Source organism: Pseudomonas sp. NBRC 100443, assembly GCF_030268185.1.
Lineage (GTDB): Bacteria > Pseudomonadota > Gammaproteobacteria > Pseudomonadales > Pseudomonadaceae > Pseudomonas > Pseudomonas citronellolis.
This window is the reverse complement of record NZ_BSQE01000014.1, coordinates 63424-79616: the sequence shown is the minus strand read 5'-3', so window position 1 is coordinate 79616 and position 16193 is coordinate 63424. Positions and strand designations below refer to the sequence as shown.

The following is a 16193-nucleotide window of genomic DNA, read 5'->3' as shown; positions in this document are numbered from 1 at the left end:
CTTACACCGCGGCAGCGCCGCCGACGATTTCCGAGATTTCCTGGGTGATCGCCGCCTGACGCGCCTTGTTGTAGACCAGCTGCAGTTCGCTGATCAGGTCACCGGCGTTGTCGGTAGCGTTCTTCATTGCAATCATCCGGGCCGCCTGCTCACAGGCGTTGTTCTCAACCACCGCCTGGTACACCTGGGATTCCACGTAGCGCACCAGCAGGCCGTCGAGCAGGGCCTTGGCATCGGGCTCGTAGAGGTAGTCCCAGTGGTGTTTCAGGTCTTCGTTGTCCTCGGCCACCAGCGGAACCAGCTGTTCCACGGTCGGCTTCTGGGTCATGGTGTTGACGAACTTGTTGGAAACCACGTACAGGCGATCGATACGCCCGTCCAGGTAGGCATCCAGCATGACCTTGACGCTGCCGATCAGATCGTTGATCGACGGCTCTTCGCCCAGGTGACTGATGGCTGCGACCACGTTGCCGCCATAGTTCTTGAAGAAGGATGCGCCCTTGGCACCGATCACGCACAGGTCGATCTCCGCGCCGGCTTCACGCTGGGCGGACATGTCCTTGACGAGCGCCTTGAACAGGTTGATGTTCAGGCCGCCGGCCAGGCCGCGATCGGAGCTCACCACGATGTAACCGACGCGCTTGACGGGGCGCTCGATCATGAACGGGTGACGGTACTCCGGGTTGGCGTTGGCCAGATGGCCGATCACCTGGCGAATGCGCTCCGCGTAGGGACGGCCGGCCGCCATGCGCATTTGTGCCTTGCGCATCTTGCTCACCGCCACCTTTTCCATGGCATTGGTGATTTTCTGCGTGCTTTTGATGCTCGCAATCTTGCTGCGAATCTCTTTTGCGCCTGCCATTTCACACCTATCGGGTTAGCAGGCGGGGGCCATTACCGGCCCCCGCTGCGGCTTACCAGGTTTGGGTGGCCTTGAACTTCTCGATGCCGGCCTTGATGCCCGCGTCGATTTCGTCGTTGAAGTCACCCTTCTCGTTGATCTTCGCCAGCAGAGCGGCATGCTCGCGCTGGAAGTAAGCGATCAACGCCTGTTCGAAGGCGCCCACCTTGGCGATCTCGACGTCCTGCAGGAAGCCGCGCTCGGCGGCGTACAGGGACAGCGACATCTCGGCGATGGACATCGGCGCATACTGCTTCTGCTTCATCAGCTCGGTAACGCGCTGACCGTGCTCGAGCTGCTTGCGGGTGGCGTCGTCCAGGTCGGAAGCGAACTGGGCGAAGGCCGCGAGTTCGCGGTACTGCGCCAGTGCGGTACGGATACCGCCGGAGAGCTTCTTGATGATCTTGGTCTGGGCCGCGCCACCAACACGGGATACCGAGATACCGGCGTTGACCGCCGGACGGATGCCCGAGTTGAACATGGAGGTTTCCAGGAAGATCTGACCGTCGGTGATGGAGATCACGTTGGTCGGAACGAACGCGGACACGTCGCCAGCCTGGGTCTCGATGATCGGCAGAGCGGTCAGGGAACCGGTCTTGCCAGTCACGGCGCCATTGGTGAACTTCTCGACGTATTCCTCGGAAACGCGGGAAGCGCGCTCCAGCAGGCGGCTGTGGAGATAGAACACGTCGCCCGGGTAGGCTTCGCGGCCCGGCGGACGGCGCAGCAGCAGGGAGATCTGGCGGTAGGCAACGGCCTGCTTGGACAGGTCGTCGTACACGATCAGGGCGTCTTCGCCGCGGTCGCGGAAGTATTCGCCCATGGTGCAGCCGGAGTACGGCGCCAGGTACTGCAGAGCAGCGGATTCGGAAGCGCTGGCAACCACCACGATGGTGTTGGCCAGGGCGCCGTTCTCTTCCAGCTTGCGCACGACGTTGGCGATGGTCGATTGCTTCTGACCGATGGCCACGTAGACGCAGCGGATGCCGCTGTCTTTCTGGTTGATGATGGCGTCGACGGCCAGGGCGGTCTTGCCGATCTGACGGTCGCCGATGATCAGCTCGCGCTGGCCACGGCCTACCGGGATCATGGCGTCGACCGACTTGTAGCCGGTCTGCACCGGCTGGTCTACCGACTTACGCCAGATCACGCCCGGTGCCACTTTCTCGACGGCGTCGGTCAGCTTGGCATCGATCGGGCCTTTGCCGTCGATCGGGTTGCCCAGCGCGTCGACCACGCGGCCCAGCAGTTCCGGACCGACCGGAACTTCCAGGATGCGGCCGGTGCACTTGGCGTTCATGCCTTCTTTGAGGTCCTGGTATTCACCCAGTACCACGGCGCCGACGGAGTCCTGCTCCAGGTTCAGCGCCATACCGTAGACGCCGCCCGGGAATTCGATCATCTCGCCGTACATGACGTCGGCCAGACCGAAGATGCGCACGATGCCATCGGATACGGAAACGATGGTGCCTTCGTTGCGCGCTTGCGAGGCGACATCGAGTTTCTCGATGCGCCCCTTGATGATTTCACTAATTTCGGAAGGATTGAGTTGCTGCATGCCGCTGCCCCTTCAAACTCAAGATTTCAACGCTTCAGCCAGTTTCGCGATCTTGCCGCGCACCGAGCCATCGATTACCAAGTCACCGGCGCGGATCACCACGCCGCCGATCAGGCTCGCGTCTTCCGACGCATGGAGTCGCACTTCGCGACTGAGCCGGGCGCTGAGAGCCTTGGCGAGTTTGTCCTGCTGTTCCTGGTCCAGGGCGAAGGCGCTCACGACTTCTACCTCGACCAGCTTTTCCTGCTCGGCCTTGAGCTGCTCGAACATCTCGGAGATGGTCGGCAGCAAGTCCAGGCGCTTGTTTTCAGCCACGGTCCGCACGAAGTTCTGGGCCGGAGCGTTGAGCTTGTCGCCACAGACGTCGATCAGGGCATCGGCCTTGGCCGCCGCGGTCAGCTGAGGCTCCTTGAGCAGCTGGCGCACGGTGTCGTCCTGCGACACTGCAGCCAGCACACCCAGAGCAGCGGACCAATCGGCCAATTGCTGATGAGCCTGGGCGTACTCGAAAGCCGCCTTCGCGTAAGGACGAGCCAACGTGGTCAGTTCTGCCATATCGCCCTCGCTCAGATTTCGGCGGCCAGTTGATCAACCAGCTGCTTTTGCGCGTTGGCATCGATCGAAGCACCCAGGATCTTCTCGGCGCCGGACACGGCCAGGGCACCCACTTGGGCACGCAGGGCATCCTTGACGCTGTTCAGTTCCTGTTCGATCTGGGCCTTGGCCTGGGCGATCATGCGATCGCCTTCGGCACGGGCCTGCTCACGGGCTTCATCAACGATCTGATTGGCGCTTTTCTTCGCCTGCTCGATGATTTCGGCCGCCTGAGCCTTGGCCTCGCGCAGTTGCTGGCCCGCTTTCTCGTGGGCCAGTTCCAGGTCACGAGCAGCACGGTTGGCTGCGTCCAGACCGTCGGCGATCTTCTTCTGACGCTCGTGCAGAGCCGCGATGACCGGAGGCCATACGAACTTCATGCAGAAGATGACGAAGATGGCGAACGCAATGGCCTGGCCGATCAGAGTTGCATTAATGTTCACGCCAACACCTCGCTCGTTCGTTGTCAGTCACGAATTTCCGGAATCCGGAAATTACTGGGCTACCTGAGCAATGAACGGGTTAGCGAAGGTGAAGAACAGGGCGATACCAACACCGATCATGGTCACGGCGTCGAGCAGACCGGCGACGATGAACATTTTCACCTGCAGCATCGGAACCATTTCCGGCTGGCGAGCAGCGCCTTCCAGGAATTTACCGCCCAGCAGGCCGAAACCGATGGCGGTACCCAGGGCACCCAGACCGATCAGCAGAGCGACGGCGATAGCAGTGAGTCCAACTACAGTTTCCATTTTTCCTCCCGACTTTCTGTCGTGTTGGTTAAGTTTTGAAGCAAGTTAAGGTGGTGAAACTTCCCTTCCGCCCCCGCCGACGTGGCGGGGAGCGGTCAGAATCTTTGGATCAGTGGCTGTCTTCGTGGGCCATCGACAGGTAGACGATGGTCAGCATCATGAAGATGAAGGCCTGCAGGGTGATGATCAGGATGTGGAACACCGCCCATGCCCAGTTCAGCACCACGCCCATGCCGCCCAGCCAGAGGATGCCGGAGCCGAACATGACGGCGATGAGGATGAAGATCAGCTCGCCGGCGTACATGTTGCCGAACAGACGCAGGGCCAGGGAAACCGGCTTGGCGATCAGGGTGACGAACTCCAGCAGGAAGTTCACCGGGATCAGGATGATCTGCACCAGCATGTTGCTGCTGTGGAACGGGTGCAGGGTCAGTTCGCCGAGGAAGCCGCCGATGCCCTTGACCTTGATGCTGTAGAAGATGATCAGGGCGAACACAGCGATGGACATGCCGAAGGTGGCGTTCGGGTCGGTGGTGGCCACGGCGCGGAAGAACAGGTGCTCGTTGCCGGTGATCTTCGCGGCGGCCAGCGGCAGGAAGTCCACCGGCACCAGGTCGATCAGGTTCATCAGGAAGATCCACACGAACACGGTCAGCGCCAGCGGTGCGATCAGCGGGTTACGGCCGTGGAAGGTGTCCTTCACGCTGCCGTCGACGAACTCGACCATGACCTCGACGAAGTTCTGCAGGCCGCCCGGAATACCGCTGGTGGCCTTCTTGGCCGCCATGCGGAAGATCAGGATGAACACCAGGCCGAGGAATACCGACCAGCCCAGGGTGTCGATGTGGAATGCCCAAAAGCCCATTTCCTTGGCTTGTTCGGCTGTGTGGGCGAACCCCCAGCCACCTTCCGGCAGACGACCGAAGGTCAGGTTCTGCAAGTGGTGCTGGATGTAACCCGAAGCGCTTTCTGCTGCCATGTTTGCCTCAATCGCTCTAAGGTCTTGTAAATGTGTGTCCCATCAGCAGGGGTGCGCACCAGCTGACCATCAGGGTCAGCAGGTAGAGGCCGAACAGAGCCAGGGGCTCCAGCGGCTTCACGCCTGCGAACGCCAGTGCGAACAGCACTGCCGTCAAAACCAGCTTCCCGGCCTCGCCCGCATAGAAGGAGCGGACGATCATCTGAGCCGAGCGCGCTCCGCTGTAGCGGAACGCCTTGTATGCGAAATAAACGTTCGGCAGCCAGGCGATCAGTCCGCCGAGCAGACCAGAATAGCCGGCAACCACGCCCCGGGAGAAAAACAGGACGGCAGCCCCCAGAAGCACTACGGCCAGTTGGACGAGCAACAGGCGCAAGGCCGGTTGGCGATGGAAGGGCAGGCGGTTCGGCTTGCTGGGTTCCATCTGTCTCAAAGTCCTCTGGCGTCGGCTTCGCAAATCAACAACTTGGCATACTTTGTGCCGACAAAATTGCGCGCAGAGTATAGGGGGCCGGGCATACCCATTCAACAGCCGGGTAGTGATTTCCGACTATCGCTACACAGACGATGGTCTTAGCGGATGTGGGCCAGAACCCCTTGCAACTCGTCCAGCGAGTTGTAGCGGATCACCAGTTGCCCCTTGCCCTTCTGGCCGTGGCGAATCTGCACCGGAGCGCCCAGGCGCTCGGCCAGGCGCTGTTCCAGGCGGCTGATGTCGGGGTCGGACTTGACCACCTTGGCAGGTTCGCCGGGGGCGTTGAGCCAGTGGCGCACCAGTGCCTCGGTCTGGCGCACGGTGAGGCCGCGTGCGACAACATGTCGCGCACCTTCCACCTGCCGCGCCTCGGGCAAACCGAGCAGCGCTCGGGCATGGCCCATCTCCAGGTCGCCGTGGGAAAGCAGCGTCTTGATCTCCTCGGGCAGGGCGATCAGGCGCAGCAGGTTGGCCACGCTGACGCGGGACTTGCCGACGGCGTCGGCGACCTGTTGCTGGGTCAGCTGGAACTCCTGCTGCAGGCGTTGCAGCGCGACGGCTTCCTCGAGGGGGTTGAGGTCCTCGCGCTGGATGTTCTCGATCAGCGCCATGGCGATGGCGGCTTCGTCCGGCACCTCGCGCACCAGCGCCGGGATGGTGTCCAGGCCGGCCTGCTGGGTGGCGCGCCAGCGGCGCTCGCCGGCGATGATCTCGTAGCGGCCCTTGTCGACGGGGCGCACCACGATGGGCTGCATCACCCCCTGGGCCTTGATGGACAGGGCCAGCTCTTCCAGAGCCTGGGGGTCCATGTCGCGGCGCGGCTGGTACTTGCCGCGCTGGATCAGGTCCAGCGGCAGGTGCTGCAGTTCTCTGCTGTCCGCCTGGACGGCCTCTTCCTGCAGGGTGGCGGCGCTGGAGCCACTGAGCAGGGCATCCAGCCCGCGTCCGAGACCTCGTTTCTTAACGGCCATGCGGGTTCCTTAATGGGTCATGCGGTGGCGGCTTTGCGGGCGGCGCGCTGTCGGCGCGAGAGTTCGCCGGCCAGCGCCAGGTAGGCCATGGCCCCGCGCGATTGCTTGTCGTAGACCAGCGCCGGCATGCCGAAGCTGGGCGCCTCGGCCAGTCGCACGTTGCGCGGGATCACGGTGGTGTAGAGCTTGTCGCCGAAGTGTTCCTGCAGCTGCGCGCTGACGTCGTTGGTCAGGCTGATGCGCGGATCGTACATGGTCCGCAGCAGGCCCTCGATGCTCAGCGTCGGATTCAGACGCTCGGCGATGCGCTGGATGCTGTTCATCAGGTCGGTCAGGCCTTCCAGCGCGTAGTACTCGCACTGCATGGGGATGATCACGCCGTCGGCGGCGGACAGGGCGTTGACCGTGAGCATCGACAGCGACGGCGGGCAGTCGATGAGGATGTAGTCGTAGTTCTCGCGCACCGGGGCCAGGGCCTGGCGCAGGCGGTGCTCCTTCATGTCCATCTCCAGCAGCACCACTTCCGCGGCGGTGAGGTCGCGGTTGGCCGGGAGGATCTGGTAGCCGCCGTGCTCGGAGAACTGCATGGCCTGGGCCAGGTCGGCCTCGCCGGTGAGCACGTCGTAGATGGAGTATTCCAGGGACAACTTATCCACACCGCTGCCGGTGGTGGCGTTGCCCTGTGGATCGAGGTCGATCAGCAGCACGCGGCGCTTGGTGGCGACCAGCGAGGCGGCGAGGTTGATGCAGGTGGTGGTCTTGCCGACACCGCCCTTCTGGTTGGCGATCGCGAATACCTTAGCCATGGTTTTCCCCCGTCCCCGTCATGCTCCGGCGCAGTATCAGCAGATGCCGCTGGCCTTGGCAACCCGGCACGCTGAGGGCGTGCTCGGCTTCGACCCGGAAATCTTCCGGGAGTGCCGTCAGCTCCTGCTCCGGGTGCACGCCTTTCATCGCCAGCCAGCGGGTCTCGCCGTCGCCGAGGTGGCGGGTCCAGTTGCAGAAGTCTTCCAGGCTGCTGAAGGCCCGGGAGACGATGCCGTTGAATGCCCGGTCCGGCTGGTAGGCCTCGACCCGGCTGTGGATAACTTCCAGGTTGCGCAGCTTCAGTTCCAGCTTCACCTGGGTGAGGAAGCGGGTCTTCTTGCCGTTGCTGTCGAGCAGCGTCAGGCGCTTGTCCGGGAACAGGATGGCCAGCGGGATGCCGGGCATGCCGCCGCCGCTGCCCACGTCCAGCCAGCGCTCGCCGCCGGCGGCGAGGAAGTGCGGGACGACGCTGAGGCTGTCGAGCAGGTGGCGCGAGACCATCTCGTCGATGTCGCGCACCGCGGTGAGGTTGTAGGCCTTGTTCCACTTCGCCAGCAGGGCGAGGTAGGCGAGCAGGCCCTGGCGGCCGGCTTCGTCGAGTTCGACGCCGAGCGCCGCGGCGCCACGCACGAGCTCGTCGGCGTGGGCTTGGGTGACCTGGGACATCAGGCGCTCTGCTCCAGTTGGCGGCCGCTGGCGCGCTTCTTCAGGTGGATCAGCAGCAGCGAGATGGCCGCCGGGGTGACACCGGGGATGCGCCCGGCCTGACCGAGTGTCTCGGGGCGGGCCTGGCCGAGCTTGTTCTGGATCTCCTTGGACAACCCGGAGATGCCCGTGTAGTCGATATCCACAGGCAGGCGGGTGTCCTCGCTGGCGCGCAGGCGGGCGATCTCTTCCTGCTGGCGGTCGATGTAGCCGGCGTACTTGGTGCGGATCTCCACCTGCTCGGCGACCTGCGAATCCTCGGCGCCGGCGCCGGTCACTTCGGCCAGGCTGGCGTAGTCGATTTCCGGGCGGGCCAGCAGGTTGAGCAGGTTGTACTCGTGGGCCAGCGGGGTGCCGAAGCGCTCGGCGATGGCGTCGCCCTGCGGGGTGTTCGGCCGCACCCAGGTGCTCTTCAGGCGCTGTTCCTCGCGCTCGATGCCTTCGCGCTTGGCCTCGAAGGCCGCCCAGCGGCGGTCGTCGACCAGGCCCAGCTCGCGGCCCTTCTCGGTCAGGCGCAGGTCGGCGTTGTCCTCGCGCAGGATCAGCCGGTATTCGGCGCGCGAAGTGAACATGCGGTAGGGCTCCTGGGTGCCCAGGGTGATCAGGTCGTCCACCAGCACGCCGATGTACGCCTCGTCGCGGCGCGGGCACCAGGCCTCGCGGCCCTGGGCGCGCAGCGCGGCGTTGGCGCCGGCGAGCAGGCCCTGGGCGCCGGCCTCTTCGTAGCCGGTGGTGCCGTTGATCTGGCCGGCGAAGAACAGGCCGCCGATGACTTTCGTCTCCAGGCTGTACTTCAGGTCGCGCGGGTCGAAGTAGTCGTACTCGATGGCGTAGCCCGGGCGCACGATGTGGGCGTTCTCCATGCCGCGGATGGAACGCACGATCTGCAGCTGCACGTCGAACGGCAGCGAGGTGGAGATGCCGTTGGGGTACAGCTCGTGGGTGGTCAGGCCTTCCGGTTCGAGGAATACCTGGTGGCTGTCCTTATCGGCGAAGCGGTGGATCTTGTCCTCGATCGACGGGCAGTAGCGCGGGCCGATGCCCTCGATGACGCCGGAGTACATCGGCGAGCGGTCGAGGTTGGCGGCGATGATCTCGTGGGTGCGCGCGTTGGTGTGGGTGATCCAGCAGCTGACCTGGCGCGGGTGCTCTTCCTTGCTGCCGAGGAAGGACATCACCGGGATCGGGGTGTCGCCGGGCTGCTCGGTCATCACCGAGAAGTCCACGCTGCGGCCGTCGATGCGCGGCGGCGTGCCGGTCTTCAGGCGGCCGACGCGCAGCGGCAGTTCGCGCAGGCGCCTGGCCAGGGCGATGGCCGGCGGATCACCGGCGCGGCCGCCGGAGTAGTTCTCCAGGCCGATGTGGATAAGTCCGCCGAGGAAGGTGCCGGCGGTCAACACCACCTGGTCCGCGTGGAATTTCAGACCCATCTGAGTCACCACGCCGCGCACCTGGTCCTGTTCGACGATCAGGTCGTCGCAGGCCTGCTGGAATATCCACAGGTTCGCCTGGTTCTCCAGGATCTCGCGTACCGCGGCCTTGTACAGCACGCGGTCGGCCTGGGCGCGGGTGGCGCGCACGGCTGGGCCCTTGCGGCTGTTGAGCACGCGGAACTGGATGCCGCCCTTGTCGGTGGCATGCGCCATGGCGCCGCCCAGGGCATCGATTTCCTTGACCAGGTGGCTCTTGCCGATACCGCCGATGGCCGGGTTGCAGCTCATCTGGCCCAGGGTTTCCACATTGTGGGTGAGCAGCAGGGTCTTCACGCCCATGCGTGCGGCCGCCAGCGCGGCCTCCGTGCCGGCATGGCCACCGCCGATCACTATCACGTCAAAACGGGAAGGGAAATCCACCACGCACCTCGTGCCTGTCGATCAGGGAAAGAAAAAGAGAGCCGCACAGTATAGGGGCTTAGCCCTGCCGATTGAAGGGACCTGTATGAAAAGTAGCCAATCGGCCTTTTGTGCGTCACACGAGGGAATGCTTCATTCACAAAATAAAGAGAGAAGGAATTTTTAAATCTTTTTAGAGCTAGTGATTATGTTTGGTGTGGACAATTTTTGTGGATAAGTGCTTCGGGGCCTTCTGGAGCGAGATTTACAGCGAAGGATAAACCTGTGCCGAAGGTGTCCGGAAGCAGGGCACTTCCGGTTGAACACCTGTGCATGGAATGCAGGGTTATGCACAGGCCGGTTATCCCCGGTTTTGACCACTGGGTTGTCTACGTAGCTATACGGTAGTTTTCCACAGGGTTCAGGGCGGCATGTGAATAGGTTGATCCAGGCCAGATTCCACAGTGGTTTCGTTGTTTACGCCGATAGATCAATCCACAAGCTGCCAGGGATATGGGCAAGGAAAGGGGCTATCCACAGGCCATTTCTTCCTGTGTTCAAACCAGGACGTGGGGAACGGGCACTGCTCTTCGTAGGAGCGAGCTTGCTCGCGAACCCCTGGGAATGAGTTCCTGGACAGAAGCGAGCGTGTACCATCGCCACTCTTCACCCGAACCAAGACAGCCAGTCATGAGTGAATACCAGTACTACGAATTCGCAGCCATCGATCGGCCGCTCACCCCGCAAGAGATGGCCGAACTGCGAGCCAGGTCCGGTCGCGCCGTCATTACTCCGACCGCTTTCACCAACCATTACAACTGGGGTGATCTCAACGGCGACCCGGATGAGTGGATGCGGCGCTATTTCGACGCCTTTGTCTATTTCGCCAGTTTTGCCAGCTGCCGGCTGTCGTTGCGGCTGCCCAGGTCCGCCCTCCCGGCGGAACGGGTATTGCCCTTCGCCATCGCCCCCTTCAGTTTTTCCATCGTCGCCAGCGATTCGCATTGGTGCTTCAACTGGATGCTCGACGAGACCGAGAACTTCGATCGTTTCGCCGTGGACAATGGCACGCAGTGGATGCCGCGCCTGCTGCCATTGCGGGAGGAATTGCAGGACGGCGACCTGCGCCCGCTCTACCTGGGTTGGCTGGCGGATGCGCCTTTCCTGGAAGCTGAGGATGAGGAACCCGAGGTCCCGCCAGGCCTGACGGAGTTATCCACAGCGCAGCAAGCCCTGGTGGAGTTCCTCGAGATCGACCCAGACCTGCTGGACGCGGCTGCGGAGCCATGCGCTGGGACCGCCAGGCGTCGCGTGGCCGAACTCTGCGAACGCGCGGAGGCGATCGCTTCGGCCCGTTAGCGAAGTCACTGGAGAGTTTGTTTTCAGGCGCAACTATCCGGAATTTCCGGATAGTTGCCTCAGGCGCGAGCTCATGACTGGCAAAGATGTTCTTCAGGTGCTCGCTGACGGTGCGCACATCCACCCCGAACAACTCGGCCATCAGCTTCTGCGACAGCCACAGGGTTTCGTCCTCATAGCGGGCCTCGATGCTCTGCTCGCCGGCCTGGCCCGTGAAGATCAGGAACTCGGCCGTGCTGTTGCGGATCAGTTTTTTGCCATTCATACCAAGCCCCCTATGCAGTCATCACTTCGACCAAGCGCTCGACAGTGATTCCGCTTGCTTCAGCACCAGTTCCCTCTGGCTTCAGGCAGGCCAGTACAGTCGCTTCAGCGGTACGATTCGTTTGGTTTCGGCGTCGGTGGCGTCATAGTGTTCGATCAGGGCGCGCACCACATGGTCCAATGTCCACATTGCCAGCGGGATGGAGGCGCGCTCCGCTTCATACTGAGCCTCTTTGGTGAAACCGCCGGTACTGACGTATAGCCCGCGATCATCCTTGTGGCGGCCGCCCAGGAAGCTGCGAATCTCCTGGCTGCCCATTTGCCCCTTGCGGTGCTTGACCTCCACGACGATGCGCGGGTGCTCGAAGCCGAAGCCATCGGGCGAGGCGACTATGTCTTTGCCCCGGTCGGAACCAGGCGGCGAGACCTGGGTTTTGTAGCCCATGGCGCGCAGAATGCCGGCGACCAGTTGCTGCATGTCGTCCCAGTCGAGCTCGTTGACACGGTCCTTGATGCGCTCCAGGGCTTGGGAGTCGATATCGGCCAGCGGGTCGACGACGGCTTCTTCGGTTTCCTCTTCTGTTACCGGCACCGGCTTACCCTTCAGCGCCGCCAGTACTTCGGAAGCGGCAGCGGGCGGCACTTCGAACAGCGTCAGCGTCGAGCCCAGGCTGTTCTTGGTGCTGGCGCTGAGATTGTCACGAGCCAGTTCCTGGGGTTGCCAGCGCACTTTGCGTGCCAATGGCATGCCTTGCTCGACCCATTCGGGATGGTGTTCGGAAGGCCCGTTGACTTGACCCACCATGTAGGTGCGGTTGGCTGGGGAATAGGTAATGGCCCAGTCCCCGTCCTGAATCTCATTGACGAAGCGCCACACTTGCGAGGCGCCAGAGATCACGGAACCTTGCTTCATTTGCGGCTCGGCCGATTGGTACAAGGCGATCAGTTGCTTGCGGGCAATTCCCGGTTTAGCTTGCGCCGAGATCTGTCGCCAGCCGATCGCTGCAATTCCGTGTTCTCTGAAGGCTTCATACAGACTTCCGCCTTCACCGCGTACCATCCACATCCGCGCCATACACGATCCTTAAAGATTTGCAGATTAAAGAGGGATGATGAGGCGCTCTACTTTACGGGGCCGATCGATATCATCAAGCCTCACTTCCCGATACAGAAGCTGGAGAAGATCCGCCCCAGCAGGTCATCGGAGCTGAACGCCCCGGTGATCTCGCCCAGGGCCTGCTGGGCGTGGCGCAGGTCCTCGGCGAGCAGTTCGCCGGCGCCGGCGAGCAGCAGTTGGGCGTGGCCGTGGTCGAGGTGCTGGCCGGCCTGGCGCAGGGCTTCCAGGTGGCGGCGGCGGGCGCTGAAGCTGCTTTCGGCGGTCTGTTCGAAGCCCATGCAGGCCTTCAGGTGTTCGCGCAGCAGGTCCAGGCCGTCGCCGGAGCGTGCGGAGAGGGTCAGGGTGACGTGGCCGTCGGCGCTTTCCTCGATGCCTACCGGGCTTGTGGATAAGTCGGCCTTGTTGCGGATCAGGGTGACCCGCGCCGGGTCCGGGCGTTCGTCGAGGAATTCCGGCCAGAGGGCGAAGGGATCGGCGGCCTCCGGCGCGGTGGAGTCGATCACCAGCAGCACCCGGTCGGCCTCGCCTATGGCCTTGAGGGCGCGTTCCACGCCGATCTTTTCCACATGGTCCTCGGTGTCGCGCAGACCGGCGGTGTCCACGACGTGCAGCGGCATGCCGTCGATGTGGATATGTTCGCGCAGCACGTCGCGAGTGGTGCCGGCGATGTCGGTGACGATGGCCGCCTCGCGCCCGGCCAGGGCGTTGAGCAGGCTGGACTTGCCGGCGTTGGGGCGTCCGGCGATCACCACCGTCATGCCGTCGCGCAGCAGCGCGCCCTGGCCGGCCTCGCGCAGCACGCCGGCGAGTTCCGCGCGGACCTTGTCTAGTTGCGACAGCACGTGGCCATCGGCGAGGAAGTCGATTTCCTCCTCGGGGAAGTCGATGGCCGCCTCGACGTAGATGCGCAGCTGGATCAGTTGTTCGGTGAGCTGATGCACGCGCCGCGAGAACTCGCCCTGCAGCGAGCGCACGGCGTTGCGCGCGGCCTGGGCCGAGCTGGCCTCGATGAGGTCGGCGATGGCCTCGGCCTGGGCCAGGTCGAGCTTGTCGTTGAGGAAGGCGCGCTCGCTGAACTCGCCGGGGCGCGCCTGGCGCGAACCCAGTTCCAGGCAGCGCTGCAGGAGCATGTCCAGCACCACCGGGCCGCCGTGGCCGTGCAGTTCCACCACGTCCTCGCCGGTGAAGGAATTGGGGCCGCGGAAGAACAGCAGCAGGCCTTCGTCGATCACCTCGCCCTGGTCGTCGTAGAAGGGCCCGTAGTGGGCGAAGCGCGGCTGCGGCTCGCGGCCGCTGAGGCTGATGGCGATGGGCAGCGCCCGCGGCCCGGAGACGCGGACGATGCCCACGCCGCCCCGGCCCTGGGCGGTGGCGACGGCGGCGATGGTTTCACGGGCTGCGTTCATGGCTTTCCTCCGGATAGCAGAACGCCCCACGAGGGGGCGTTCTGAAGGTGGTTCGACAGCGCGGGGATCAGGCGGCCTTGGCCTTGCTCGTGGCGCGTTCGATCTGCCGGGTAATGTACCACTGCTGGGCAATGGACAGGCAGTTGTTGACCACCCAGTACAGCACCAGGCCGGCCGGGAACCACAGGAAGAAGAAGGTGAAGACGATCGGCATCAGCTTCATCACCTTGGCCTGCATGGGATCCGGCGGGGTCGGGTTGAGCATCTGCTGGACCAGCATGGTGGCGCCCATGATGATCGGCAGGATGAAGAATGGATCCTTCACCGAGAGATCGGTGATCCAGCCCAGCCACGGGGCCTGGCGCATCTCGACGCTTTCCAGCAGTACCCAGTAGAGGGAGAGGAACACCGGCATCTGCACCAGGATCGGCAGGCAGCCGCCCAGCGGGTTGATCTTCTCCTTCTTGTACAGCTCCATCATCGCCTGGGACATCTTCTGGCGATCGTCGCCGTGCTGTTCCTTGATCGCGGCCATCTTCGGCGAGACGGCACGCATGCGCGCCATCGACTTGTAGCTGGCGGCGGACAGCGGGAAGAAGGCCAGCTTGATGACGATGGTCAGCAGGATGATCGACCAGCCCCAGTTGCCGACCAGGCCGTGGATATGTTGCAGCAGCCAGAAGATCGGCTGGGCGATGAACCACAGCGGGCCGTAGTCGACGGTCAGCTCCAGACCCGGGGACAGCTCGCCCAGGTACTTCTGCAGCTTGGGACCGGCATACAGGGTCAGGCTGGTCTCGCCCTTGGCGCCGGCGGGCACGCTGAGGGTCGGGCCGGTGAAGCCGACGATGTAGTTGCCCTGGGCGTCCTTGCGCGTCATCACGTTGTGGGTGTCGCCCTTGGCGGGCACCCAGGCGGTGACGAAGTAGTGCTGCAGCCAGGCTACCCAGCCGCCCTGCAGGGTCTGCTTGAAGGGCTCCTTGTCCATGTCCTTCATGGACACTTTCACGTAGGGCTTCTCCGGGGTCCAGACCGCGGCGCCCAGGTAGGTGGACACGCCGGTGGCGGTGGTGGACGACGGATCGGCGCTGGCGTCACGCTTGAGCTGGGCGAACAGCGAGGCGCTCCAGGGCTTGGCGCTCTGGTTGTCGATCAGGTAGGTGACGTCGATCTGGTAGGCGTTCGGGTTGATGCAGTCGAGCTTCTTCTGCGCCTTTTCCTTGTCGCTGCAGTCGGTCTTCAGGCCGCGGTGGAAGGTGAAGCGCTTGATGTAGCTGACACCGTCGCGGGCGAAGTTCAGGTCGACCACCAGTTGGTCCTGGCCGTCGGCCAGCTGGTACTGGGGCTTGGCGCTGCTGTACAGCGGGCGGCCGGCGACGGCGGCGTCCGGACCGTCGGTGCCGGTCAGGCCGCTCTGCGCCAGGTAGGTGCGCTGGCCATGCTCGAACAGGGCGAAAGGCAGGTCCGGGCGATCCTGGCGCATCGGGTACTGGGTCAGGCCCAGTTGCACCACGTCGCCACCGCGCGGGTCGATGGCCAGGTCGAGGACGTCGGTCTTCACCTGGATCAGCTGGCCGTTGGCGGCTGCCGGTTGCTGGGCGCTGGGCAGCCCGGTTTCGCCGCTCTGGGCGGTCGGTACGTCGGCGCTGGCAGTGCCGCCGGCCGGCACGGAAGTGTCCGGAAGGCCTTGGGGCTGCTGATTGAACGACGCGGTCTGGGCCGGCAGTTCAGGCTGACCGTAGTCCTTGTTCCACTGGAGAACCAGCGCATAGGACACGATAGCCAGGGCGACGATGAGGATCGAGCGTTTGATGTCCATGGTTACTCGGCCGTCGAGGATGGGCGGTGCTTGGAAGTGGCGGGCGGCACGGGATCATAGCCACCGGGATGCCAGGGATGGCAGCGGCCCAGGCGACGCAGGGCCAGCCAGCCGCCGCGCAGGAAGCCATGGTGTTCGATGGCTTCGTACGCGTAGCAGGAGCAGCTGGGGTGAAAGCGACAGTGACTGGCCATCAAGGGGCTGATGGCGTAGCGGTAAAACTGGATGAGAAGCAGCGCCAGTCTACGCATGGGAACTGTCGGCGACCCCCGGAGGTTCGGTTGCGCTTTCCGGCCGGGGTCGGTTGCGCAGCAGGCGTTTGAAGAGCTTGCCGAATTGCTGGTGCAGTTCGGGGTTCTGCAATTCACCCAACCCCTTGCGCGCAATGACCACGATGTCCAGGCCAGCCAGGGCTTCCTGGTTGTGCCGGAACGATTCGCGGATCAGGCGTTTGAGGCGGTTGCGCTCGACGGCGAGCTTGACGTTCTTCTTGCCGATCACTAGGCCGAGGCGGGGGTGATCCAGAGCGTTTTCGCGCGCCAGCAGCAGGACGTGCTTACCGGAAACCTTGGCGCTGGGGGAGTCGAAGACCGCTGTGAAGTGCCGGGCTGTCAGAAGACGCTTTTCCCGGTCGAATCCTCGACTCACCACCTG

At 63.7% G+C, this 16193-nt stretch carries 18 protein-coding genes; 2 read left to right on the top strand and 16 right to left on the bottom strand.

The window, feature by feature from the left end; genetic code table 11:
• Position 1: 1 nt before the first annotated feature.
• The 11 genes from atpG to mnmG all read right to left on the bottom strand — a co-directional run bounded on the left by atpG (position 2) and on the right by mnmG (position 9595).
• A complete protein-coding gene (gene atpG / locus QSJ95_RS18900; protein ID WP_009614400.1) occupies positions 2-862 on the bottom strand; it encodes a F0F1 ATP synthase subunit gamma in 861 nt (286 codons plus the stop codon).
• A 52-nt stretch (positions 863-914) separates the two neighbouring features.
• On the bottom strand, positions 915-2459 hold the full coding sequence (gene atpA / locus QSJ95_RS18895; protein WP_043270154.1) for a F0F1 ATP synthase subunit alpha: 1545 nt from the start codon (positions 2457-2459) through the stop codon (positions 915-917).
• 18 nt (positions 2460-2477) lie between these two features.
• Positions 2478-3014 (bottom strand): F0F1 ATP synthase subunit delta, encoded by a 537-nt coding sequence (locus QSJ95_RS18890; RefSeq protein WP_009614408.1) that lies wholly within the window; start codon positions 3012-3014, stop codon positions 2478-2480.
• A gap of 11 nt (positions 3015-3025) precedes the next feature.
• Positions 3026-3496, bottom strand: coding sequence for a F0F1 ATP synthase subunit B (locus QSJ95_RS18885; protein WP_009614410.1), 471 nt, complete (start codon positions 3494-3496; stop codon positions 3026-3028).
• A 51-nt stretch (positions 3497-3547) separates the two neighbouring features.
• Complete coding sequence (gene atpE / locus QSJ95_RS18880) at positions 3548-3805, bottom strand: F0F1 ATP synthase subunit C (RefSeq protein WP_003457994.1); 258 nt, start codon at positions 3803-3805, stop codon at positions 3548-3550.
• 109 nt (positions 3806-3914) lie between these two features.
• Positions 3915-4784, bottom strand: coding sequence for a F0F1 ATP synthase subunit A (gene atpB, locus QSJ95_RS18875; RefSeq protein WP_009614414.1), 870 nt, complete (start codon positions 4782-4784; stop codon positions 3915-3917).
• Positions 4785-4800: 16 nt separating this feature from the next.
• Positions 4801-5208: a F0F1 ATP synthase subunit I gene (locus QSJ95_RS18870; RefSeq protein WP_009614423.1), complete on the bottom strand. Its 408-nt coding sequence runs from the start codon at positions 5206-5208 to the stop codon at positions 4801-4803.
• 149 nt (positions 5209-5357) lie between these two features.
• The gene (locus tag QSJ95_RS18865) at positions 5358-6230 is read right to left on the bottom strand and encodes a ParB/RepB/Spo0J family partition protein (protein WP_285644507.1); all 873 of its coding nucleotides are present in this window, start codon (positions 6228-6230) and stop codon (positions 5358-5360) included.
• A gap of 17 nt (positions 6231-6247) precedes the next feature.
• A complete protein-coding gene (locus tag QSJ95_RS18860; protein ID WP_074980755.1) occupies positions 6248-7036 on the bottom strand; it encodes a ParA family protein in 789 nt (262 codons plus the stop codon).
• Positions 7029-7703, bottom strand: coding sequence for a 16S rRNA (guanine(527)-N(7))-methyltransferase RsmG (gene rsmG, locus QSJ95_RS18855; protein WP_285644505.1), 675 nt, complete (start codon positions 7701-7703; stop codon positions 7029-7031). The genes QSJ95_RS18860 and rsmG overlap by 8 nt, the downstream gene beginning before the upstream one ends.
• Complete coding sequence (mnmG, locus tag QSJ95_RS18850) at positions 7703-9595, bottom strand: tRNA uridine-5-carboxymethylaminomethyl(34) synthesis enzyme MnmG (protein WP_285644504.1); 1893 nt, start codon at positions 9593-9595, stop codon at positions 7703-7705. Before mnmG ends, rsmG begins: the two co-directional genes overlap by 1 nt.
• A gap of 669 nt (positions 9596-10264) precedes the next feature.
• Here mnmG and QSJ95_RS18845 point away from each other — a divergent pair.
• Complete coding sequence (locus tag QSJ95_RS18845; protein WP_285644502.1) at positions 10265-10933, top strand: hypothetical protein; 669 nt, start codon at positions 10265-10267, stop codon at positions 10931-10933.
• Positions 10934-11006: 73 nt separating this feature from the next.
• Positions 11007-11246 carry a hypothetical protein gene (locus tag QSJ95_RS18840; RefSeq protein WP_285644501.1) on the top strand — a complete coding sequence of 80 codons (240 nt, stop codon included), beginning with the start codon at positions 11007-11009 and terminating at the stop codon, positions 11244-11246.
• A gap of 33 nt (positions 11247-11279) precedes the next feature.
• Here the strand turns inward: QSJ95_RS18840 and QSJ95_RS18835 are convergent, their stop codons facing one another.
• The 5 genes from QSJ95_RS18835 to rnpA all read right to left on the bottom strand — a co-directional run bounded on the left by QSJ95_RS18835 (position 11280) and on the right by rnpA (position 16190).
• Positions 11280-12272, bottom strand: coding sequence for a restriction endonuclease (locus QSJ95_RS18835; RefSeq protein WP_009614434.1), 993 nt, complete (start codon positions 12270-12272; stop codon positions 11280-11282).
• 80 nt (positions 12273-12352) lie between these two features.
• Complete coding sequence (mnmE, locus tag QSJ95_RS18830; protein WP_043313939.1) at positions 12353-13720, bottom strand: tRNA uridine-5-carboxymethylaminomethyl(34) synthesis GTPase MnmE; 1368 nt, start codon at positions 13718-13720, stop codon at positions 12353-12355.
• Positions 13721-13787: 67 nt separating this feature from the next.
• A complete protein-coding gene (gene yidC, locus QSJ95_RS18825) occupies positions 13788-15539 on the bottom strand; it encodes a membrane protein insertase YidC (protein WP_009614436.1) in 1752 nt (583 codons plus the stop codon).
• A 2-nt stretch (positions 15540-15541) separates the two neighbouring features.
• On the bottom strand, positions 15542-15790 hold the full coding sequence (yidD, locus tag QSJ95_RS18820; protein ID WP_043270141.1) for a membrane protein insertion efficiency factor YidD: 249 nt from the start codon (positions 15788-15790) through the stop codon (positions 15542-15544).
• Positions 15783-16190: a ribonuclease P protein component gene (gene rnpA / locus QSJ95_RS18815; protein WP_009614437.1), complete on the bottom strand. Its 408-nt coding sequence runs from the start codon at positions 16188-16190 to the stop codon at positions 15783-15785. The genes yidD and rnpA overlap by 8 nt, the downstream gene beginning before the upstream one ends.
• Positions 16191-16193: the final 3 nt, after the last annotated feature.

Coding starts and splice junctions, on each gene's coding strand:
- QSJ95_RS18890 (WP_009614408.1), bottom strand. CDS start 3,014: ATGGCAGAACTGACCACGTTGGCTCGTCCTTACGCGAAGGCGGCTTTC.
- yidD (WP_043270141.1), bottom strand. CDS start 15,790: ATGCGTAGACTGGCGCTGCTTCTCATCCAGTTTTACCGCTACGCCATC.
- rsmG (WP_285644505.1), bottom strand. CDS start 7,703: ATGTCCCAGGTCACCCAAGCCCACGCCGACGAGCTCGTGCGTGGCGCC.
- QSJ95_RS18835 (WP_009614434.1), bottom strand. CDS start 12,272: ATGGCGCGGATGTGGATGGTACGCGGTGAAGGCGGAAGTCTGTATGAA.
- QSJ95_RS18865 (WP_285644507.1), bottom strand. CDS start 6,230: ATGGCCGTTAAGAAACGAGGTCTCGGACGCGGGCTGGATGCCCTGCTC.
- QSJ95_RS18860 (WP_074980755.1), bottom strand. CDS start 7,036: ATGGCTAAGGTATTCGCGATCGCCAACCAGAAGGGCGGTGTCGGCAAG.
- atpE (WP_003457994.1), bottom strand. CDS start 3,805: ATGGAAACTGTAGTTGGACTCACTGCTATCGCCGTCGCTCTGCTGATC.
- QSJ95_RS18870 (WP_009614423.1), bottom strand. CDS start 5,208: ATGGAACCCAGCAAGCCGAACCGCCTGCCCTTCCATCGCCAACCGGCC.
- atpB (WP_009614414.1), bottom strand. CDS start 4,784: ATGGCAGCAGAAAGCGCTTCGGGTTACATCCAGCACCACTTGCAGAAC.
- QSJ95_RS18840 (WP_285644501.1), top strand. CDS start 11,007: ATGACTGGCAAAGATGTTCTTCAGGTGCTCGCTGACGGTGCGCACATC.
- QSJ95_RS18845 (WP_285644502.1), top strand. CDS start 10,265: ATGAGTGAATACCAGTACTACGAATTCGCAGCCATCGATCGGCCGCTC.
- atpG (WP_009614400.1), bottom strand. CDS start 862: ATGGCAGGCGCAAAAGAGATTCGCAGCAAGATTGCGAGCATCAAAAGC.
- atpA (WP_043270154.1), bottom strand. CDS start 2,459: ATGCAGCAACTCAATCCTTCCGAAATTAGTGAAATCATCAAGGGGCGC.
- yidC (WP_009614436.1), bottom strand. CDS start 15,539: ATGGACATCAAACGCTCGATCCTCATCGTCGCCCTGGCTATCGTGTCC.
- mnmE (WP_043313939.1), bottom strand. CDS start 13,720: ATGAACGCAGCCCGTGAAACCATCGCCGCCGTCGCCACCGCCCAGGGC.